This window comes from Ensifer sp. Root142 (assembly GCF_001426785.1).
Lineage (GTDB): Bacteria > Pseudomonadota > Alphaproteobacteria > Rhizobiales > Rhizobiaceae > Ensifer > Ensifer canadensis.
Window position 1 is genome coordinate 74526 of record NZ_LMFK01000023.1, and the last position, 21552, is coordinate 96077.

Here is a 21552-nt window from a genome sequence, read left to right on the forward strand (position 1 = left end):
CGCCTCAAAATGCCATATCTCGCCGGTCCACCCATCCCCACGAACAGGATGAGCAGGCCCAGGAATGGCCAACCGATTCCTCAAGCATTACACGAAATGCAGCCAAGCTGCACTATGGCTGAAACCGGCCCGCACGACCGTTGATTGCATCAATCTCGGCTGATTGGGTCATGCCGCAATAATGCGCCACCAAGCCTCGGCCCAATATATCGATAACGACAAACCCCGCCGTAACGGCGGGGTTTGAACATTTTCTGCGTTCTTCCGTTGTGCTTACTTCGGCAGCTGGTCGTCGACGCCTTCGACGTAGAAGTTCATGCCGAGCAGTGTGCCGTCATCCGACGATGCGCCTGCGGCCAGCCACTCGCTGCCATCCTGCTTCTTCAGCGGACCGGTGAACGGCTTCAGCTCGCCCGACTTGATCTTGGCTTCCGCTTCTTCGGCCAGCTTCTTCACGTCGTCAGGCATGTTGGTGTAGGGCGCCATAGTCAGGATGCCGTCCTTCAGGCCGTCCCAGCTCGACGTTGTTTCCCATTTGCCGTCGAGGAAAGCCTCGGTGCGCTTGATGTAGTAGGCGCCCCAGGTGTCGACGATCGCGGTCAGCTGGGTCTTCGGGCCGGCAGCGATCATGTCGGATGCCTGGCCAAAGGCCTTGATGCCGCGTTCTGCGGCCACCTGCATCGGCGCCGTCGTATCGGTGTGCTGGGTCAGGATATCGACGCCCTGGTCGACGAGCGCCTTGGCGGCATCGGCTTCCTTGCCCGGGTCAAACCAGGTGTTGGCCCATACGACCTTGATCTTGAAGTCCGGGTTGACCGAGCGCGCGCCGACGACGAAAGCGTTGATGCCCATCACCACTTCGGGGATCGGGAACGAGGCGATGTAACCGGCAACCCCCTTCTCGGACATCTTGGCAGCGATCACGCCCTGGATGTAGCGGCCCTCGTAGAAGCGGCTGTTATAGGTCGCCACATTCGGGGCGGTCTTGTAGCCGGTGGCGTGCTCGAACTTCACGTCCGGGAACTTCTGGGCGATCTTGATCGTCGCATCCATAAAGCCGAAGGACGTCGTGAAAATCAGGCCGCAGCCGGAACGTGCCATGCGCTCGATCGCGCGCTCGGCATCCGGGCCTTCCGGCACACTTTCGAGGAATTGCGTCTCGATCTTGTCACCGAGCTTCTTTTCCAGTTCCAGGCGACCGATATCGTGTGCCTGGGTCCAGCCGCCGTCGGTCTTGGAACCGACATAGACGAAGCAGACCTTCGCCTTGTCCTGAGCGGCAGCGGCGCTGGCAAAGCCGATGACGGCAGCGGTACTTGCGAGAGCGAGCAGTAGTTTTTTCATTTTCTTGACCTCTGTCGGTTTGAGAAACGTCCGTCTGGGTTGTTATTGTCACCGATCTGGCACAAACGGCTTACCGAGCGATGCCGGCGTATTGATCAGGGTCGTGCGCCGGTTATGTGAAATGAGGATGAGCACGACGATCGTCGCGAGATAGGGAAGCGACGACAGGAATTGCGACGGAATGCCGATGCCGAAGGCCTGCGCATGAAGCTGGCTGATGGAAACGGCACCGAACAGATAGCCGCCGGCAACGAGACGCCACGGACGCCAGGACGAAAACACCACCAGCGCAAGCGCGATCCAGCCACGGCCGGCAGACATGTTTTCCACCCATTGCGGAGTGTAGACCAGCGACAACTGCGCGCCGGCAAGGCCCGCGCAGGCACCGCCGAACATCACCGCGAGATAGCGCGTCCTGATGACGTTGACGCCAAGGGCATGGGCGGAGGCATGGCTGTCGCCGACCGCGCGCAGCTTCAAACCCGCGCGGCTCCTGAACAGGAACCAGTGAACGCCCGCGACCAGGGCAATCGACAGATAGAAGATGATGTCCTGCCGGAACAACAGCGGCCCGAGGACCGGAATATCAGCCAGCACCGGGATGACGATGGGTTGCAGCTTGATGCCCTGCATGCCGAGAAAGCTCTCTCCGAGCATACCGGAAACGCCAAGACCAAGCAGCGTCAACGCCAGGCCGGTCGCCACCTGGTTGGCAACCAGCGTCAACGTCAGGAATGCGAAGAGCTGTGAGAACACAGCGCCGCAGACGACCCCGGCCAGAATCCCGAGGTAGGGCGACCCGGTGATCCGGGTTGCGGCAAAGGCGCAGACGGCGCCCATGACCAGCATGCCCTCAACACCGAGATTGAGCACGCCAGAGCGCTCCGTCACCAGTTCGCCGAGGGCGGCAATGACAAGCGGTGTTGCGGCGGTGATGACGCTCAACAGTATGGCTTCGACGATCCCCATCAACGGCTCCCGTCCGTGTTTGTCTCGGCAAACCGATACCAGACCAGCCGGATGCGATAATGAATGAGCGTGTCGCAGGAGAGCACGAAGAACAGCAGCAGGCCCTGGAAGACGCGCGTGACCTTGTCCGACACGCCAATCGAGAGCTGCGCCGCTTCGCCGCCGAGATAGGTCAGCGCCAGAACGAGGCCGGCGGCGATGATGCCGAGCGGATTGAGCCGCCCGAGAAACGCGACGATGATCGCGGTGAAGCCATAGCCGGGCGAAATCACCGGGCGCAGCTGCTGGATCGCGCCGCTGACCTCGGAGATCCCGGCCAGACCGGCAAGCGCACCCGAGAGCAGCATCGAAAACCAGATCATCCGCCGCGACGAGAAACCGGCAAAGCGTCCTGCCCGCTCCGACTGACCGAGAACCGCGATCTCGAAGCCCTTCAGCGTATAACGCATCATGAACCAGACGAGGATCGCCGCGATGATGGCGAAGGCAAAACCCCAGTGGGTGCGCCCCGACGCGATCAGTTCCGGCAGGATGGCGTCAGCCGCAAAGCTGCGCGTCTCCGGGAAGTTCATGCCCTGCGGATTGCGCCAGGGGCCGCGCACGATCCAGTCGAGAAAGAGCTGGGCGACGTAGACCAGCATCAAGCTCGTCAGGATCTCGTTGGTGTTCATGTGCGCCTTGAGGAAGGCGGGAATGGCGGCAAACAGCGCGCCACCGAGCATGCCCATCAGCATCATCAGCGGCAGCACGAGCGGCGACTGCCACTCGTAAAACACCACCGGCAGGATCGAGCCGGCGATCGCTCCCATGATGAACTGCCCCTCGGCGCCGATGTTCCAGTTGTTCGAGCGGAAACAGACCGAAAGGCCGACGGCGATCAGGATCAGCGGCGCGGCCTTGATCGCCAGTTCGTGCAGCGACCAGACCTCGCTCAGCGGCTCGACGAAGAAGCTGTAGAGCGCCATGACCGGGTTCTTGCCCAGTAGTGCAAACATGATGCCGCCGAAGATGATCGTCAGTAGAAAGGCGATGAATGGGGACAGGATCGAGAACAGCGCCGATATCTTGGCGCGCTTTTCCAGTTCAATGCGCATGCACAGCCCCCGTGTCTTCCGTCTTGCCGTACATGCCACCCATCAGCAGGCCGATCTTCTCGCGCGAAAGCTCGCGCGCCGGATATGGATCGGAAAGCCGTCCTTCACTGATCACCGCGATCTCGGTCGCCACCTCGAAGATCTCGTCAAGGTCCTGGCTGATCACCAGCACCGCGGAGCCCGCCTTGGCGAGATCGACAAGCGCTTGACGGATCCGGCTCGCAGCGCCCGCGTCGACGCCCCAGGTCGGCTGGTTGACGACCAGGACGGCGGGCTGGCGGTCGAGCTCGCGACCGACGATGAATTTCTGCAAATTTCCGCCGGAAAGCGATCCGGCCGGAGGATCTTCCCCGCTCTTGCGCACGTCCATCGCTTCGGAGATGCGCTTGGTCGCCGTGGTCACCGCGTCCCGGCGGATGATCTTGAGAAAGCCGCCGCCGAGGAAGGCCCTGGCGTCGGACCGGCTTCTGGCCAGCACGAGATTGTCCGAGAGCGGCATCGCCGAAACCGCAGCGTGGCCATGGCGCTCTTCCGGAACGAAGCCGGCGCCCATCAGCCGTCGCGCGTTGATGTTCCTGTTGCCGACCGGCCTTTGCCTGATCTGCACCGCAGCATCGTCTGCAACCGGATACTCGCCGGACAGCGCGTCGAAGAGTTCGCCCTGGCCGTTGCCGGCCACACCGGCGATCGCCAGCACTTCGCCGGCACGCACCTTGAGACAGATGTTCTTCAGCGAAACGGCAAACGGCGTGCGTGCGGAAACGGAAAGGTGGCGCGCTTCCAGCTGCACCTCGCCCTTGGTGCTGGTGCCCTCGGCGGTCACCGCCGCAACGTCGCTTCCGACCATCATACGCGCCAGCGACGCCGGCGTTTCCACCTTGGGGTCACAGGCGCCCGTGACCTTGCCGTGGCGCAGCACGGTGGCGCGGTCGCAGATGCGCTGCACTTCCTCCAGCCGGTGGCTGATATAGAGAACCGAACGTCCCTCCGCCTTGAGCTTGTTGAGCGTCTCGAACAGTCGATCGGCCTCCTGCGGCGTCAGCACCGATGTCGGTTCGTCAAGAATGATCAGACGCGGGTTCTGCAAGAGGGCGCGGACGATCTCGATGCGCTGGCGTTCGCCGACGGAAAGGTCGGCCACATGCGCCTTCGGATCGAGCGGCAGGCCATAGGCGTGCGACAGGCGTGAAGCTTCCTCCGCGACCTCGGCCAGCGAAATGTTGCCGTCCATCGACAGCGCTATGTTTTCCGCTACCGTCAGCGCCTCGAACAGCGAAAAGTGCTGGAAAACCATGCCGATGCCGAGCTTGCGGGCCGCGGCCGGGCTGGCGATGCGCACGCTGCGCCCTTGCCACACGATCTCGCCTACCGTCGGCGCGAGAACGCCGAACAGCATTTTCACCAGCGTCGATTTTCCGGCACCGTTTTCGCCGAGAAGGGCGTGGATTTCGCCCTGGTCTATCTGCAGGTTGATTTCATTGCAGGCCGCAAACGAGCCAAACAATTTCGTCAGGTTGCTCACAGTCAACAACGGACCGTTCGCAGTTGCTCCCTCAACAGGCACGCTGCCCTCTTTTCCCCTCTGTCGATCCCCGTCCGCCTTAAGGCTTCGATCAAGGAATCAGCAGTGTTGTTCCACTCGTTTTTCTTGTCTCAAGATCCGTATGCGCGCGACCGGCGTCGGCAAGCGGATAAGTCTGATTGATATTGATACGCACTTTGTTGCTTTGCACAATATCAAAGAGGGAATTTGCACACGCTTCAAGCGCAGGCCGCGTCTGCACATACCCGAAGAGTGTCGGACGCGTCGCAAACAGCGAACCCTTCTGTGCCAGAATGCCGATGCTGAAGGCATCGACAGGACCGGACGAATTGCCGAAGCTCACCCAGAGGCCGCGCGATTTCAGGCAATCGAGCGAGGCCGGATAGGTGTCCTTGCCGACCGAATCATAAACGACATCAACACCCTTGCCGTCGGTCAGTTCCTTGACCCGGGCAACGAAATCGTCCGTGCGGTAGTTGATGACGTGGTCATAGCCATGGGCAAGCGCCAGATCGATCTTGTCCTGCGATCCGGCCGTACCAATGACGGTTGCACCCAGAGCCTTTGCCCATTGGCCGGCAATCAAGCCGACGCCGCCGGCAGCAGCATGGAAGAGCAGCGTCGTTTCAGGCCCAACCTGGAATGTCTGATTGAGCAGATATTGCGCGGTCATACCTTTCAGCATCATCGCCGCCGCCGTCTCAAGCGAGATGCCGTCCGGCACCTTGACCAGTTGCGAGGCTTCGACGTTTCGCTCGCTGGCATAGGCGCCATCCGACGAGGCGTAGGCCACCCGGTCGCCAACACCGAAGAGGCTGACGCCATCACCGACAGCCGTCACGATCCCCGCACCTTCCTTGCCCGGGACAAAGGGCAGGCCCGAGGCGGACTTGTAGAGCCCGGTGCGGAAATAGACGTCGATGAAATTCAACCCGACAGCCACCTGGCGGATCTGCACCTCACCCGGCCCCGGCGGCGAGAGCGTAACGCCCTCCAGCTTCAGGACTTCAGGTCCACCGAGTTCGCGTACGACAATTGCCTGTGCCATCGAAGAGCTCCTAGGTCCGGCCGAGCTTGGGGAGGATCTGCAGGACGAAACCAATCACGTAGAGATAGATGCCTGTTGCAAGAACACCGGTCACCACCCAGGCCGGTGTCACGAAATGCAGAAGCAGGGCGTACATGCTGAGCGCCGACCAGAGGAAAAAGACACCGAGGTTGAGCGGTCTTAACCGCTGGACGCGCACCGGATGCAGGAAGTTGATCGGCAGGAAGGTCAACACTACCGATACGAAGACGACGATCGAGGCGGTCAGCTCGCTCGCCTGGATGACGAACAGCGTAAAGACGACCATGTTCCAGACGACGGGAAAGCCCGAGAAAAAGTATTCGTCGGTCTTCATGCCCATGTCGGCATAGTAGATCGCGCTTGAGACAACGATGGCGCCGGCCGCAACGAAGGACCATGGCTCGCCGATCATGCCGCTCTGGTAGAGCGCAAACGCCGGCAGGAGCACGTAAGTCACATAGTCGATGACGTTGTCGAGCGTGTCGCCCGACCAATTGGGAAGCACTTCCTTGACCCGCACCTTGCGGGCGATCGGACCATCGATGCCATCCACCAGCAAGGCCAGGCCGAGCCACCAGAACATATCGACGAAGCGGTGTTCGGCCGCGGCGACGACGCCAAGAAAAGCGAGGAATGACCCGGAGGCGGTCAATATGTGCACGGAGAAGGCGCGGATCTCGGCGTAGGGGACTCGTTTGTAGTTGAAAAACTTCATCTGCGGACGCCGCCTATCCCCTTCTGCATTTCCCCAGACAGAGTTTTACTCTCTGCCTCAACCGCTGTGGCGGCGCATTGCGCGTAATATGCACCCTTTGCAACGCATCGCCAGCAAAATTCAAGCACGACTTTGTCCGGCGAAGATTGTTCTGTGGACACTTTCAAATTGCTTCTGCGCTGATTCAACCCATTTATTTCGCCTCTGCCCAAGACTAGAAGTAAGATGAGATGAAAGCAGCAGGCGCTTGATGGCGCGAGCGAAAGGGTTCTTTCCATCATGGATCATTACGACATCGCCGTCGTCGGCGCTGGCCTCGCGGGTTCTCTGGCAGCGATCGCTCTCGCGGAGAGCGGCTACCGCGTCGCGCTGATCGGACCGGAACCGGCATCATCAGACGGACGGACGACCGCGTTGATGGACCAGTCGATCGACTATCTGAAGAAATTGAACCTCTGGGAGAAGGTGCAGCCGCTGACGGCGCCGCTATCAACGATGCGCATTCTGGATGGGACAAACCGCCTGCTGCGCGCGCCGACAGTGAACTTCCGCGCGTCGGAAGTCGGCCTTGCGGCCTTCGGCTACAACATTCCGAACGCCCCCTTCCTCGACATTCTGCGGGAGCGGGCATCCGAGACGGAGACGCTCGATCGCATGACGATGTCAGCGTCCGATTTCGACCTCTCCGGCGACAAGGTGCGGATCTCGCTCGATGACGGGCGCGACATCACCGCCGATCTGGTCGTCGGTGCCGACGGCCGTCGGTCGCCGGTGCGGGAAGCCGCCAAGATTTCGGTCAGCACCTGGTCCTATCCGCAGACGGCCGTCGTCCTCAACTTTTCGCACGAGCTTTCCCACCAGGACACCTCGACGGAGTTTCACACCGAGAGCGGGCCCTTCACCCAGGTGCCCCTGCCCGGCAACCGCTCGAGCCTCGTCTGGGTGCGCAAGCCCGACGATGCCGCAGCCACGCTGGCGCTCGATCTCGCCGCACTCTCGCGCGCCGTCGAAGACCGGATGCAGTCGATCCTCGGCAAGGTCACGGTCGAAGGCAGCCCACAGTCCTTCCCGCTGTCGGGCATGAGCGCTCATCGCTTCGGCAAGGGCCGGGTCGCGCTCGTCGGCGAAGCGGCGCACGCCTTTCCGCCAATCGGCGCCCAGGGTCTCAACTTGAGCCTTCGCGACGCGATGACGCTGGTCGATCTGATCGGCGCAAAGACGGACGACAATCTCGCGGGCGACATCGGCGACCGGTTCGACAGTCGGCGCCGCCTCGATATCGTTAGCCGCACGGCGAGCGTCGATCTGTTGAACCGATCGCTGCTGTCGAGTTTCCTGCCGGTTCAGGCGCTGCGCGCCGTCGGCCTGCACATCCTCTCGGCTGCCGGACCGCTGCGCAGCCTGCTGATGCGCGAAGGCGTGCACCCCGGCAGCGCGTTTCACGCGTTGAAGGACAGCTTACGGGAAAAGATCGGCCGGAAGAGCGCCTGAGCGGATCAGATAGAGCAGCCCGGTCACGGTTGCGACCGAAAGCAGCGTCGTGATCAGGATCGTCGCAGAGGCCCGCTCCTGCCAGACGCCATATTGGTGGCCGATGACAAAGACATTGGTCGCTGTCGGCAGCGCCGCCAGCAGCACGGCCGTCTGCACCCACACCGGATCATAGTTGCCCGTCAGGCCGAGCGCCGTGAACACCAGCACCGGATGCAGGATAAGCTTGGCCGGCACGATATAGCCGATCTCGACCGGGATGCGTTTGATCGGCCGGAGCGCCAGCGTCACACCCATCGCAAACAACGCGCAAGGAGCGGCGGCCTGCGCCAGATAGTCGATCAACCGCTGCGCCGGCAGCGGAGGCTGGACCGCGAAAACGCCGCGATGACGCCGGCAAGGGTCGACAGAATGAACGGATGCAGGATGATCTTGCGGGCGATGCCAAGGGCCAGAACCGCAGGCTTTTCCTTTCGCCCACCGGAAAGCGCCATCATCGCCGGCGCCACGGTAAAGTGCGCCGCATTCTCGAAGCAGAAAATCAGTGCGACCGGCACCGCCGCCGCGTCACCCAGCGCCAGCAAGGCGAGGCCCGGCCCCATATAGCCGATATTGCCATAGGCCGCGGCAAAACCCTGGATCGTCGCTTCGCCAACGGTATTGCGCCGGACGTAGAGCCCGATGATGAAGATCAGCGAAAAGACCACATAGGTCGCACCGACGCTCGTCAGGATAAAATCTGCTCGTGTCAGTTGCTCGATCGGCGTTCGCGACACCAGCTTGAAGAACAGCGCCGGCAAGGCGAGATAGATGATGAAGGTGTTCAGCCACCCCATCGCTTCGCCTGGATGCTCGACGAAGCGGGCGGTGAGATAGCCGAGAAAGATCAACCCGAAGAACGGCAATACCAGGCCAGCAATTTCCGTCATGCCTCTCCCCGACCATGCTCATGCGACACATTGAGCGGGCACGTAATCCCCGCTCATAACCCGGTCGCTGTCGCGGTACCCACGCGTTGGGCACGATGCACACGCCCCTCACGCAATCGGGCCTGTTCAACCCAATATCATCAACCCGATCGATTCCAATAGGTTGAGGCGCACTTGGCTAGGGCCAACCCCGTCCATTGACCCGCTGATGACCTAGCCGATTTTCATCAGAATCGGGAAGGTCTGCTGGAACCAGATGGCGACGGAGCTGATGAAGCCGAAGAGGAAGGCAAGGCCGGCCAGCACCAGAAGCGCGCCCATCAGCTTTTCGACGAGACCGAGATGGCGACGGAACCGCAGGAGAAAGCGCATGAACGCACCGGAAAAACCGGCGGCGATCCAGAACGGGATCGCAAGCCCGAGCGAATAGACGGCCAGAAGCATGGCGCCGTCCGTGACCGTATCGCGCGCAGCTGCAACGCCGAGAATCGTGCCGAGCACCGGACCAATACACGGCGTCCAGCCAAAGGCGAAGGCAAGGCCCATGATATAGGCGCCCGACAGCGTCGCCGGCTTGCCGCCGCCTTGAAACCGCGCCTCGCGGGCAAGCAGGCCGATCTTGAACACGCCAAGGAAATGCAGGCCCATGATGATGATCACCACGCCGCCGATACGCGACAGGAGATCCATGTGCTGGCGCAACAGCAGGCCGATCGAGGATGCGCCGGCACCGAGCGACACGAACACGGTCGCAAAGCCGAGCGTAAACAGAAGCGCCGCCGGCAGAACGGCGCGCCGGGTGCTGCGGGCAGAAACCACCTCGCCGCTGCGGAACTGGTCGACCGACACCCCGGCCATATAGCAGAGATAGGGCGGGACAAGCGGCAGAACACAGGGCGAAAGAAAGGACAGAGCGCCAGCGAGAATGGCGGTCCAGATCGAAATATCGGCAATCGACAACGGCAAGAACTCCGGCATGCGGTATTTGGGCCATTCCTTAGCCGCATGACCGTGACGATACCAATCACCTTTTGGCGATCATTGCGCCATGCACCATTTCTTCACGAAAGCCGTAATTTTTGGGTTGACCGGCGGGAAGCTCAAGTGCATATGTCCGCCCACTTCCGCCGGGCTTCACCGCCGCGGCCAGGGAGCGCGTAGCTCAGCCGGTAGAGCAACTGACTTTTAATCAGTAGGTCCAGGGTTCGAATCCCTGCGCGCTCACCACTTAAATTCAAGCGCTTAGCTAAAAATCACTTGATCGCTGCTCCTTAGTGAGTCGCCACCGTACATCGAAATCCCTCAAAATCGCCGTGCCCTAACTGGAACGCCCTTGCCTTCCGCGTTGCTAAGATATGGGAATGCTTCGCCAGAAACACAGGTCACCGTACCGGCCGGCGCTGCTTGTACAGACGCAGGTGGTGACCGTGCCAGCCATTGGCATTCGGTAGCGGGCAGGAAAGTCGACAACCTCGTGGATCTTCTGAACTGGCTGTACGTCCGCCGACAGGCGGGATCGGTGCATTGGTCAGAAATGCAACTTTCTTGCCGGCGTAGTTGGAGCTTTCCCAGCGGCCGCGCGGATGAGAGGCCAAGCAGCGCGCCGGCCGCCTTTGAGAATCGGCACTATCGACAATTGCAAGCATTGCGTAGATGCTGAACCTCACGCCGTGGATGCAAAGACGTGCACCAGGCCCCGGGTTGATATCGAGCAAAGGGATGAAAGCATGAGAAAGCTTGTCATTGCGGTTGGAATGATTGGTACCCTCGCGTCCTGCACTCAGACAGAGCGAGGGACTGCAATCGGTGCAGGAACCGGCGCAATCATCGGAGGCGTGGTGAGCGACAGCTGGGGCGGCGCGGCTATCGGCGCTGTGGCCGGCGGCATTATGGGCAACCTGATTGGTCGTTCCCGGGAGCGTGACGGCTATTGTATCTATCGGGATCGCTATGGCCGCCGCTTCGAAGCACGCTGCCAATAGCAGCAGCCCAGGCGTCCGATAGCGCGACCGCCAAACATAATAATGGCTGGCAAAGGTTCGGTGCGCTCACAACCTTCAGATCCCCTCGCCACCTTCCGACGTCGCACCCGCGCCGCGGTGCCTGCTACGCATCTTCAGCGGGCTCGTCCCATATTCGCGGCTATAGGCGCGGGAAAAAGCCGACAGGCTGTCGAAGCCACAGCGCAGCGCGATCTCGCGGATCGGGCTGCCCGAATCGCGCACCAGTCGATGCGCCACCTGCAGGCGCAGGCGCAGGTAATAGGCGCCGGGGCTGGTCGATAATCCCTTTGTAAACAGCAGTTCCAGCTTCCGCTGCGAAATGGACAGCCGGCGTGCAAGCGCCGACACCGTCAGCGGCCGTTCGAGCGTTCGCTCCATCAGGCGGATCGCCTCAGCCAAACCGGGATCGCGGGTCTCGATCCGCCCGAGAGACACCACGGGCTGGATGTCCGTCGCGCTGTGGGTCTGGTCGTAGACGAAGATGCTGGCGACATCGAGCGCCAGCGCCGAGCCGAGGCGCTGGGTGATGAGGTGCAGCATCATGTCGAAGGTCGGTGACGCACCACCGGAGGTCCAGAACTTTCCATCGGTGACGAACCGATCCCCCAGCACCGTCAATGCTGGAAATGCCTGGCTGAAATCCTCCAGCTCCTCCCAGTGGGCGGTTGCCTTGCGGCCGTTGAGCAGACCGCTGCGGCCGAGCAGCCAGCAGCCCGATTCGATGCCGGCCACGATGCCAAAATGGCGGGCGCATTCCTGAAGCGTGGCGATGAACCGGCGCCCGACATGCCGATCGAGATTGAAGCCACCGATCGCCAGCAGGACATCGCCTTCAAGCGGCAGCGAGAACGTGCCGTCGACCGCGATCGGTATACCGCATGTCAGGATGACCGGCTCACCGTCGGCCGAAAGCAACCGCCAACGAAAGACCTGGCGGCCCGAGACGCGGTTGGCAGCGCGCATCGGATCCAGCACGGAGGCCAGCGACATGATCGACGATTCCGGCAGCACGACCACCACGACATCGATCATAGATTGTATTTTCTCAGTGCCAGACATGCGAGAAATGTCAAATTTCTGGCGTAAAATGTCAATTGGGCGGACCGCATTCAGGCATTATCAGGTGGCAATCGATCTCCCTTCGCGCGGTGCTGCAGCCCCGCGCAGAGACGTTCCCCTTTCCGCGATATTGCCGGAACGGGCCGGCCGGACCTAGATCCGACCGGCCCGTTTTTTTATCCAAGGTTCTTAAGGAGACAAAAGGCCAGCGATGTGCCGGCTCCCGAAATAGCGACGCGCAAGGGCGGACAGCCAGATCATCGACTGCCTCGCGTCAAACTCAACCTGTCCGTGCGATTGGTATGCCAATTGCGAACGAAGCCGGTGGCGGGGCATAGGCGACTATGCAGTTACGGCCAGCATCCTTGGCCTGATAGAGTGCGGCATCTGCCATACTGAAGAGCTCTTCCCAGCTGCTTTTCGCATCCTGTCCGACGACAAACCCGATGCTGACACTGACGGCAATGCGCTGGCCGTCGCAATGGATGTGCAATTGTTCGGTGGCAAGCCGCAACCGCTCGACGATCGCTCGCGCCTGCACCTCGTTCGTTTTCGGAAGGTAGAGCCCGAACTCCTCGCCGCCGAGCCTTGCGAAACAATCGGTCGCGCGCAGGTTTGCCCGCACCAGTTCGGCAAAGGCGATCAGCACCTGGTCGCCCGCCTGATGGCCGTAGCGATCATTGATGCGTTTGAAGAAATCGAGATCCATGACTGCAAGGGCGTCGCCCTTCCAGCCGAAACGCGGCAGTTGCGACAGGAACCACCGACGGTTTCCCACACCGGTCAGCATGTCCGTGTCGGCCGTTCGCCGCAATGCCGCCTCCGCCCGCTCCTTGACCAGCACCAGTGCAAAGAGCGCAATGGCGAAGTGGCTGATGATCAGCAGGAAGAAGGCGTAGGTCGTGGTGATCGGCAGGATATCCGGCTTGAGCAGGCCAACCACGACGGCAAGGCAGAGCGTGGCGCCGATTGCGAGTGAAGCCGCGAAGATGGTCCTGACCGGCAGCGGCTCGCTTTTCCGATCTGCGACGACTGCAAAGGCGGACGCGGCGAGAAACAGGAAGGCACCGGTATTGAATGCACTTGCGCGTATAGAATTGATGACGTGGAAGTGCGTGATCAGGCCGGCAATCGCGCCGGTCAAAGGAATGGCAAGCGCCAACCAATCCGCCCGGTGGCGCCTTTGGCCGCTCAGCCGGCGCAAACCGATCCAGAACAGGGCGTAGCCGCCAAGACCAAGTGTAAAACTGGAAAGCGTCCATAGAATAGCGGGTAGCAGCTTCTGCTCGCCATACCCTGAGAGCGTCGAGGCCAGAGCGAGAAAAAGAAACCCGGCTGCCAGAATGCCGAGCCCCTCGTTCCGGGGTGACTGCCACCGGAGATAAAGAAAGCACAACGCACCGACCAGAAACGACGATTTGTGAAGCAGCAGCACAGTTGCGAGGTCAAGTTGGGCGGTCATCGATCCGGCTCGGCGTGTTTGTTTGTCGCTGCGCCTCTATCGCATGGAGTTTAGGGAGTACTAAATGAAAATGAGAAATCGGCACCAGAGCCTGAAATTCCGGCATATTGGCCGCCAAGGCGCCCTCTCATCGCATCACATTTGGCCTCCCGTGTCGGTCAACGTGAAATTTCATGTTGCAGGGCGTGGGTGAAGCGTGTATCTCCGGCGCCGTTGGCACGGAGTGTAGCGCAGCCTGGTAGCGCATCTGGTTTGGGACCAGAGGGTCGGGAGTTCGAATCTCTCCACTCCGACCAACGAAATCCCTTGAAAATCTTATGTTATTAGTTGCCCTCGATGTTGGTTGCCGCCAATATGTGGGCATATCGGGCATTTTGTGCCCCGGATCGCAGGATGCGGTGATGCCATTGCCACCTCATGGTAAATCGACCACTCACCTTGCACTGACAAAATACGGACGAAAAGCCAGATTTATCCGTCTGAAAGTCATTCCGTTTTAAATCATTCTGCGCTATGGGAAGACGCATGTTGGGGCCGCAAAATGCTCCACCAGCGAAATAACGGAGCCGTTCGAGACAATGTCCGCAAAGATCTATCGTCCAGCAAAGACCGCCATGCAGTCTGGTAAAGCCAAGACGAATCTGTGGTTGCTGGAGTTCGATCAGGAAAAGCCGCGCACCATCGATCCGATCATGGGCTACACCAGCTCCGGCGACACGTTGCAGCAACTGCGACTGACTTTCGAAAGTGCGGAACAGGCAATCGCCTACGCTGAACGCAACGGCATCGAATACCGCGTGATCGCGCCGAAAGAGGCGACGCGCAAGACTGTGTCCTACCCGGACAATTTCCGTTTCAGCCGGATGCAGCCCTGGACCCATTGAGGTCCTGCCGTTTTCGACGGGCCCTGCCCGGAACGGCCCCTTAGCTCAGTTGGATAGAGCACCTGCCTTCTAAGCAGGTTGTCGCAGGTTCGAATCCTGCAGGGGTCGCCACCACTTATGCAGCGCCAGATACGTCTGGACGATCTCCAAAATTCCTGGACTCTGCGCCTCATATGTCTGGACTTAGGGTGATGCAAAGCTACGGAGCGCGCCGGAAGGACCCCGGTTACATAGCCGGCGGGAAAGCCCAACCATGTTTGTGCAAGAGCGCGTGGTCCGTGGAGATAAACTCTGGCTGTATGCCAAACGCTCGCCAAATTGCAACGAACAGTCCGTGCGGGACCGTAATGCGCATTTGATCGCATATGTCGTCCAAGGCGCTGTTCAGGTCGAGTGTCCGCTCATGAGCGACGATCCAGTTCTGCGGCGTTTCTGCCTCTAGCGCCGCTCTCACACTGTCATACACGAGCTGCGGGTCGGCCCAGGGAATTGATGGTGACCCTCTGGACCGAAGTCGTTTCAGAAGGAACGTTTTGCCCAGTTGTTGGAGGCCGTGGGTGAATTGCGTTCCCTCGCCAACGAGTGTGCCAACCCTTAAAACAGTCTGTGACTGTGGCGGGAAGCAGTCTCGAAAGCGCCGCTCGAAGGTGCGCTGCAATTGTGGCAAAGACTTCTCCGCACCTTCCTCGGCCGCCGTGGTGGAACTGATCAGTATCACCCGATCTATGGCGAGGGCGGCCAGTATCTCCAAGGGTTGAACTCTCGAGTAGAGAATTTCGTCGAACCTCTGCCTGAAGTCACGTACATTAACGGACTGACCGTGAGCAAAGATAACTGTCTGGAGTGTCACACCAATCCGATCAATGATTTTAGGCTGGGCGATCAATTCCCGAGCTGAGACCAAACTGATCTCCGTGACGCTCGAGAGGTGCGCCGCCAAAAGCCTACCGATGTAGCCCGAACCAATAATGGTAATTTTTCTCGGCAGCAGCGCGCTCATTGAATACGATCAAACTTCAGCAACATGCCGCCGGCGGGCGTCGCTGAAACCCGGTTTCGGGCGATGTATGATCGAGTCTTGTCGGTAGTGCCGATCAGGTACTTCGCCAATAGAAGCGACACGATAATACGGCACTGTTGCACCGCGATGGCGCGGCCTGGGCATATTTTTGCACCTCCGCCAAATGTGGCCAGCTTCGGGAGATTGGTGGCTGTTTGATATCGTGATGGATCGAACCGTGTACCTCCGTCGAAGCCCCGGCGGTGCATCTCCTCGATGGAAAGGACGGCATAGTCGGAGGCACGTAGGGCGACACCCCCTATGGTGATCGGAGCTTTCACTTCCCTTATGATAAACGGTATCGATGGGTGCAGTCGCAGCGTTTCCTGGACGGTTCTCGCCAGCAATGTCTTGTCGTCTGCGAAATAATCTAAGGGGTTCTCTCTGATCCGTTCGCTGACCTCCGATCTCAGATCGGCCTGCAGGTCGTTGTTCGAAGCCAGCTCGTACAACAACCAGGCGATGGTCGTCGAGGTCGTCTCAAAGCCAGCGATCAGCAATGTCATGAGGTTGTCGATAATCTCTGTCCTAGCGGCTTCAGGCGTCTCGTCGACCCAGTTGTGGGCTACAAGCATGCCCTGCAACTGGTCCATGATAAAATGGCGCAAGTGGAGCCTCTGACGACGGATCGCCAACCCCACGCCCCACCGACGCGTCCATCTGACGAGATCGGGCAAAATTAGAAATGTGCCGGAAGCGTTCCCAGCAGCAGCTATTGCATGTTCGATGGTTGTGGTCGCAGCAGACCCTTGGACATCGAAAACAGTCCGCAACAGAAACGCAGCTGTTACTTCCTGAATCGGCTTGAGTGCGGGATAGACCCCCGTCGGAAACCGTTCGAGGACTGAATAGCTGAAAAACATGAGATCGTCCGCCTCGATCGTCATGTGCTGGCGAATTGTCCGATAAACCGCTTGTTTGGCGGGGGCGTGGCCAGAGCCGCTCGTAACGAATACCGACTCGTCCCCAAAATAGGGTTTGAGGAAGCCGTAAGACGAGCTGACGTCGATCTCCTCAGGCCGCGCCTTGTGAAATTCCGCGAAGTGTTCCGGGTTCCAGAAGAAGGCAACTCTACGCTTTGAAAAACGGACCTGATGGTTGCTACCGCGTTCATTGTAACTTGGAAGAATGAGCTCAACCTGAAAGGTCTCGGCAGAATCAAAGCCCGTGCGGATAAGTTCGCGCTGATTGTAAGCCACCCATTTCAGTGTCCTAACCAGAGCATCCAGCATCGTCCCCTCCGCCATTGCCGGTCGTTTCGTGGCGAAGTTCGGTCCCACCCTTTGTCGCCACGCACTAGTTTTAAGCCGACCGCAATCCAAGTGCAATGTGTGATTGCGCGTCGCCGAAGGGCGTAGTTGGCCAAGTTCAGCGGTTGACACATGCGCCTTGACAGGAGAACGGAAAGTGAACATATTTCACCCGTCCATCCCGTCGGAAAAATCCGGAGATCGATAAAAGTCTACTGATCGGTTTAACCTTCGATAACGAGCTCCCGCGTACAAGCGGAGCTCAATGGGCCACGGAGTAGTCTTATGACTTCGACAGCGACACGAATAGGCATACGGGAAACCCGGTAGATCGTTCGCTGAGTCCTCTCGGCAGCGATCGCCGAGGTCACCCCCGTATGTCGGGTTCAACAAGGTGGCGGATCATGGGTCGCAAATACCTCAATACGCATAAGCAACCGGATCGCTCCCCTGCGACGATGATAGTCGCAGCGCGGTAGCGCGCGTCGGTCGGTTCATCACGAGCCGTCAACGATAACCTCCTGAACATTTCGATCAATGTTTCCCGCGGCCGCGAGGCGGTCAGCGAAGGGAGAAGTCTGTCATGCGTATTCCCCCTTCCGGGTTCACCGAACCCGTCATTGCCCTGTCGACCGATGAAACGGTGACGCTTGGCGTGCCTGTCGAGCTTTTGCAGACGCTGTCTGCAAAATTGGAAATCGGCCGCCACGCTGCTTCGCTCGGCACTCTGAACAAGGGAGCTTCCAAGTGAGCGAGTTCTCTTCTTATCAACTGGCCGCCCTCCAGGACTACATCTTCGGACCGAACCACGCTCCGGCCTGGGAGCCTAAGATTGGCGCGTGGAACCCCACGATCCCGACGATCTTCCCGACGGCCAAGAACCCGCGCCGCTTGGTCTACGCACGGCTTCCGCTGATGCGCCAGGGCCTGATGCAGTTCGACGTCGATCCAGAGGTCGTGTCGATCTCTGCCTGCCCGTTCGAGACGGAATACTGGTCAACCAGCTCGGAGGGCGAAGCCATCAAGCGCGTCCACATCCCCGATGTCGCGATCCTCATGCGGGACGCCCGCGTGATCTGCATCGATTATGTCCCCGTCGGCATCCAGAAGGACAAGCCGTGGCACGAGGCGAAGACGGCACAGCTCGAGACTCACTATGAAGAGGAGTTCGGCTGGCCCTATGTCGTCCACGACGAGCGCCGTGTCCTCGCGCAGCCAATGGCATCGAACGCAGCACTTCTGTGGCGCTACAAGCCGTGTGCCGCCGACCACCCCGCCTTGCCGGCCGTGCGCCGTGCCGTGATGGGAGTCGTACTCCCGGCAGGCATCGCTGCCATCACCCGCATGCTGGCGTCAAGCCATCCCGAAGTCGTCAAGCTTGGGGTAGATGCCGCGGCTTTCGTGTTCACCGCCGTCATGCAGCTGATTATCGCCGGCCGCGTGGTCGTCGATCTCTCCCTGCCTATCACCACAGCGTCGACCGTCATGAAGGGAGCGTCCGAATGAACATGAGCGTCAATCGCATGGAGTTCATGTATCCGCAGATGACGGTCATGACGCCCGCTGACCTCGGTATTCCGCCCTCGCCACGGGACTACAAGGCTGGCCAGCACTACGACATCGTGCCTGGCGACCACTTCCTGATCTACGACGCCGACAAAACCAAGGGCGCGCCGTTCGCCGTCCAACGCTGGCACGAGACGCCCGACGGGAAGAAGCATATCGAGCTTCAGAACGTGAAGGCGAACACGCCGCTCTATCTCGACACCTGGCAGATCGGCCACCTTGAACGCAACGGCCTGATCCGTCCGCTGGTGGCGGCCGCCGGCCGTGGCAAGAATGAGCGTTTGCCCGGATCGGCGCTGTGCCTGACGAAGGAACAGAAGGCCAAAGCCGAATACTGGCAGAGATACCTGCAGGTAGCCCTCGACGAGTGCGTTGAGTTCAACGACGGCAAGCCCTCGAAGCAGCTGATGAAGCAGGCGATCGAGCGTCTGGCCGCCGAGCGTGGCGACCGACCGCCTGGCATCTCGACCATCTACGAGAAGCTCTCGAAGTCGCGGCTCCTCGTAAACTTCGACCCCCTGGTCGCTCTCGCGCCGAACGTCTCGTCAGGCAACGACGACCCGCGCTACTGCGAACGGACCGAAGAGGCCATCAAGAAGGCCGTCGAACTCGCCTGGATGGACCCCAAGGGAACCTGGAAGAGCGTCCGATCCAAGCTGATCGAATGGACGGCCGAGGGTGGCGAGTACTACGATCTCGCCAATCTGGTAATCGACATCGGCGAAACCAAGCGCATGATGTCGCGCCGAACGATCCAGCGTCGCTTCTGGGCCGTGGATGGCTTCACTCGCGACGGTCTGCGCTACGGCTACGATCATGCCGCCCGTGTCCACGCCCGCCGTATCCGCCAGATCAGACCGGAGCGCCCGCTCGATGTAGTGGACGTCGATCATACGACGCTTGGCATCGTTGTCTACGACGACGTCCGCGGTATCGGATTCGGCCGTCCCGATCTCGTCCTCTTTCGCGACCGCCATTCTGGCATCGTCATCGGCTGGGCGATCAGCTTCGGGCCGCCTTCGTTGGAGACGTTCCTCGAAGGCCTCCTGCACGCGATCCTCCCCAAGGATGCGGGCGACCTGCCTTCTGGCATTTCCTATCCCTGGCACGGCCGCCCCGTCATGCTCGGCGTGGACAACGCCAAGCACCTGATCGGCATGCCGGTGCGCGAGGCGGCGATCGAGCTTGGCTTCCAGATCACGCCGTATCGTCCGGGCCATCCGTGGGAAAAGGGCGCGCTCGAGCATCTCTTCCACATCATGAACATCCAGCTGATCGACCGCCTTCCTGGCGCGACGACGATGTCGCCCAACGAGCGCAAGAAGTTCGATGCCGAGAAGATGAAGGCGGTGCCGCAGATTTCGCTCTCGGAGCTGAACGGCTTCCTCGCCTACTACTTTGCCACCGTCCACCACGCGCGCAGCCACGAGGGCCTCGGCGAACTGCACACCATGCACGGCGTTCCTGCGGACCTGTGGGAGAAGGGTATCGTCAACGCCCAGCATCGGCCGCTCGTGGATCGCGACATCATGGTTCGGTTGGCGGGTGACACGACGCCCGTCACGATCCAGGCCGACGGCGTGCGGTGGGAATACCTCGTCTACCAGTGCGCAGAACTCGAACAGTTGACGCTGAACCCGGCCCACAAGTTCGGGACGAAGCACCACAAGGCGACGGAGTACAAGGCCGTTCGCGATCCGGCCGACCTGTCCCGCATCTGGGTCCACAATCCCTATAACGGCCAGATGATCGAAGTGCCGATCTGCGCCGAGATGGCCTCCTACGCGAAAGGCATGCGCCTTTACCAGCACCGCCGGATCGTCGCCCATAACCGCGAGAAGAACCGCGCGGCCGACGACATCGAGATGCTGACACTGTCGATGACCGAGCTGGAAAACGAGCTTCTCGAAATCCACGCCAAGCGCCGCAAGCACGACACGGCCACCAAGCTCGCCCGGTTCATCTCCGGACAGCGCCAGCGCATCCGCCGCACGCAGGCAGTCGTGGTCGCGACATCCGGCGTCGGGCGGGTAGACTACGCCGCCCCGATGCCGGCCACAGAGCCAGACCCGCTCAATCGCCCAGCGTTGCCTGCTCCGGACACCGAGGCAATCTCGGCCGAGCAGCCCGCCGTTACGGCCGATACCACCGACATCGAAACGATCCGCTCCAAGTTCGAAGGATGGGAATGAACGCCATGTTCCACACTGAAGCCTTTCTCGCCCCCGAAGCCCGTGCCGCCGCGGCAGCACTCCCCAAGTCCCGTCGCCAGGAGATGATCAAAAACCTCCTCTACAGATACCCCGTCTTCAATCAGGGCGTGGCCTTCATCGGAAGCTTTCACCGCCCGACGGGCGAAGAACATGACAGTGGAGCCCTTGGCGCACTGATGGGCGAGAGCCACGCAGGCAAGTCCATGATCTGCCGCTACTACGCTTCGCTGTTCCCTAAGGGCGTCGGAGAAGGCGGCGAGACCTACCCTGTCGTCTATCTCGAGGCGACCGAAACCATGACGCCTGTGCATATGGCGGAGCGGCTCTACTATCTCACGGGCGCGCGCTCGATCCCCAAGATCAAAACCGGGGCGCTGATCGACAATTCCATCCTGCGTCTGGCGGCCGCCACCACACAGCTCGTCATCCTGGATGAATCCCAGCTCATTCTGACCGGCCGTCCGATGCCGCAGATCAAGGCATTTCGTGGCTTCATCAAACAGATGGTGGACGCGAGACTGTTCAACGTTCTGCTTGTCGGCGAGGAGACGCTTCACGAGACTGTCCACTCCATGAAGGCGCTCGCCAACCGCGGCTTCTACACCGAGACCGTCGAACCTATGGGCGACAGCGGCACCGAGTTCGAGATGTTCCGGCTGCTCATCGACAAGATCGACGAGCGCCTGCCGTTCCTGTCGAAGTCGGGTCTGGAGGTTTGGGCCAAGGACTTCCATCACTACAGCGGCGGCAAGATCGGCCGCCTGATGGGCCTGCTCGCCCGCGCCGGCCAGTTGGCAATCGGTCAGGACACCGCCTGCATCATGGTCGAGCAATTGCGGGAAACCGTGAACCGCATGCGCGCGCCTGGCGACCGCTATCCCTACTTCGAGAAAGGCTGACC

The 21552-nt window shown here is 60.6% G+C and carries 18 protein-coding genes, 3 tRNA genes and 1 pseudogene; 10 read left to right on the plus strand and 12 right to left on the minus strand.

The window, feature by feature from the left end; genetic code table 11:
* Positions 1 to 273: 273 nt before the first annotated feature.
* From ASD52_RS21420 to pcsA, 6 genes are read right to left on the minus strand one after another with little or no spacing between them, the layout of a single operon-like run.
* Entirely contained in the window at positions 274 to 1344 is a 1071-nt protein-coding gene (locus ASD52_RS21420) for a BMP family ABC transporter substrate-binding protein (protein WP_025426994.1), read from the minus strand.
* A gap of 48 nt (positions 1345 to 1392) precedes the next feature.
* A complete protein-coding gene (locus ASD52_RS21425) occupies positions 1393 to 2313 on the minus strand; it encodes an ABC transporter permease (protein WP_025426993.1) in 921 nt (306 codons plus the stop codon).
* Complete coding sequence (locus tag ASD52_RS21430) at positions 2313 to 3407, minus strand: ABC transporter permease (RefSeq protein WP_057209407.1); 1095 nt, start codon at positions 3405 to 3407, stop codon at positions 2313 to 2315. Before ASD52_RS21430 ends, ASD52_RS21425 begins: the two co-directional genes overlap by 1 nt.
* Positions 3397 to 4971 carry an ABC transporter ATP-binding protein gene (locus tag ASD52_RS21435; protein WP_057209410.1) on the minus strand — a complete coding sequence of 525 codons (1575 nt, stop codon included), beginning with the start codon at positions 4969 to 4971 and terminating at the stop codon, positions 3397 to 3399. Before ASD52_RS21435 ends, ASD52_RS21430 begins: the two co-directional genes overlap by 11 nt.
* A 49-nt stretch (positions 4972 to 5020) precedes the next feature.
* A complete protein-coding gene (locus ASD52_RS21440) occupies positions 5021 to 5998 on the minus strand; it encodes a quinone oxidoreductase (protein WP_025426990.1) in 978 nt (325 codons plus the stop codon).
* A gap of 10 nt (positions 5999 to 6008) precedes the next feature.
* A complete protein-coding gene (pcsA, locus tag ASD52_RS21445) occupies positions 6009 to 6734 on the minus strand; it encodes a phosphatidylcholine synthase (RefSeq protein WP_025426989.1) in 726 nt (241 codons plus the stop codon).
* A 279-nt stretch (positions 6735 to 7013) separates the two neighbouring features.
* Between pcsA and ASD52_RS21450 the strand changes: the two genes are divergently transcribed.
* Entirely contained in the window at positions 7014 to 8225 is a 1212-nt protein-coding gene (locus tag ASD52_RS21450; RefSeq protein WP_025426988.1) for a UbiH/UbiF family hydroxylase, read from the plus strand.
* Here the strand turns inward: ASD52_RS21450 and ASD52_RS21455 are convergent.
* Both ASD52_RS21455 and ASD52_RS21460 read right to left on the minus strand, forming a co-directional pair.
* A pseudogene (locus ASD52_RS21455) lies at positions 8193 to 9154 on the minus strand (AEC family transporter). The gene ASD52_RS21450 and the pseudogene ASD52_RS21455 sit on opposite strands and share 33 nt — an antisense overlap.
* Before the next feature lie 213 nt (positions 9155 to 9367).
* Complete coding sequence (locus ASD52_RS21460) at positions 9368 to 10114, minus strand: cytochrome c biogenesis CcdA family protein (RefSeq protein ID WP_025426986.1); 747 nt, start codon at positions 10112 to 10114, stop codon at positions 9368 to 9370.
* Between the two features lie 191 nt (positions 10115 to 10305).
* Between ASD52_RS21460 and ASD52_RS21465 the strand changes: the two genes are divergently transcribed.
* Both ASD52_RS21465 and ASD52_RS21470 read left to right on the plus strand, forming a co-directional pair.
* Positions 10306 to 10381, plus strand: a tRNA-Lys gene (locus ASD52_RS21465).
* 500 nt (positions 10382 to 10881) lie between these two features.
* Positions 10882 to 11136, plus strand: a complete 255-nt coding sequence (locus ASD52_RS21470) for a YMGG-like glycine zipper-containing protein (RefSeq protein ID WP_025426985.1) — start codon at positions 10882 to 10884, stop codon at positions 11134 to 11136.
* Between the two features lie 75 nt (positions 11137 to 11211).
* Here the strand turns inward: ASD52_RS21470 and ASD52_RS21475 are convergent, their stop codons facing one another.
* Both ASD52_RS21475 and ASD52_RS21480 read right to left on the minus strand, forming a co-directional pair.
* Positions 11212 to 12216 (minus strand): GlxA family transcriptional regulator, encoded by a 1005-nt coding sequence (locus ASD52_RS21475; RefSeq protein WP_025426984.1) that lies wholly within the window; start codon positions 12214 to 12216, stop codon positions 11212 to 11214.
* A 280-nt stretch (positions 12217 to 12496) separates the two neighbouring features.
* The gene (locus ASD52_RS21480; protein ID WP_057209414.1) at positions 12497 to 13678 is read right to left on the minus strand and encodes a GGDEF domain-containing protein; all 1182 of its coding nucleotides are present in this window, start codon (positions 13676 to 13678) and stop codon (positions 12497 to 12499) included.
* A 219-nt stretch (positions 13679 to 13897) separates the two neighbouring features.
* On the opposite strand from ASD52_RS21480, the gene ASD52_RS21485 reads away from it, so the two are divergent.
* The 3 genes from ASD52_RS21485 (at position 13898) to ASD52_RS21495 (ending at position 14673) form a co-directional block, all read left to right on the plus strand.
* Positions 13898 to 13974 (plus strand) — tRNA-Pro (locus tag ASD52_RS21485).
* A gap of 282 nt (positions 13975 to 14256) precedes the next feature.
* A complete protein-coding gene (locus ASD52_RS21490; RefSeq protein ID WP_025426983.1) occupies positions 14257 to 14562 on the plus strand; it encodes an ETC complex I subunit in 306 nt (101 codons plus the stop codon).
* A 34-nt stretch (positions 14563 to 14596) separates the two neighbouring features.
* Positions 14597 to 14673 (plus strand) — tRNA-Arg (locus tag ASD52_RS21495).
* A 115-nt stretch (positions 14674 to 14788) separates the two neighbouring features.
* Here ASD52_RS21495 and ASD52_RS21500 read toward each other — a convergent pair.
* Together ASD52_RS21500 and ASD52_RS21505 are read right to left on the minus strand one after the other, a co-directional pair.
* Complete coding sequence (locus ASD52_RS21500) at positions 14789 to 15562, minus strand: hypothetical protein (protein ID WP_057225468.1); 774 nt, start codon at positions 15560 to 15562, stop codon at positions 14789 to 14791.
* Positions 15559 to 16854 (minus strand): cytochrome P450, encoded by a 1296-nt coding sequence (locus ASD52_RS21505; RefSeq protein ID WP_162254174.1) that lies wholly within the window; start codon positions 16852 to 16854, stop codon positions 15559 to 15561. Before ASD52_RS21505 ends, ASD52_RS21500 begins: the two co-directional genes overlap by 4 nt.
* A gap of 601 nt (positions 16855 to 17455) precedes the next feature.
* On the opposite strand from ASD52_RS21505, the gene ASD52_RS38665 reads away from it, so the two are divergent.
* The 4 genes from ASD52_RS38665 to ASD52_RS21520 are packed head-to-tail and all read left to right on the plus strand — an operon-like array spanning position 17456 to position 21550.
* Positions 17456 to 17623, plus strand: coding sequence for a hypothetical protein (locus ASD52_RS38665; protein ID WP_156613008.1), 168 nt, complete (start codon positions 17456 to 17458; stop codon positions 17621 to 17623).
* A complete protein-coding gene (locus ASD52_RS21510) occupies positions 17620 to 18378 on the plus strand; it encodes a hypothetical protein (RefSeq protein ID WP_057225472.1) in 759 nt (252 codons plus the stop codon). The genes ASD52_RS38665 and ASD52_RS21510 overlap by 4 nt, the downstream gene beginning before the upstream one ends.
* A complete protein-coding gene (locus ASD52_RS21515) occupies positions 18375 to 20630 on the plus strand; it encodes a DDE-type integrase/transposase/recombinase (RefSeq protein WP_057225474.1) in 2256 nt (751 codons plus the stop codon). The genes ASD52_RS21510 and ASD52_RS21515 overlap by 4 nt, the downstream gene beginning before the upstream one ends.
* Positions 20627 to 21550, plus strand: coding sequence for a TniB family NTP-binding protein (locus ASD52_RS21520; protein WP_057225475.1), 924 nt, complete (start codon positions 20627 to 20629; stop codon positions 21548 to 21550). Before ASD52_RS21515 ends, ASD52_RS21520 begins: the two co-directional genes overlap by 4 nt.
* Positions 21551 to 21552: the final 2 nt, after the last annotated feature.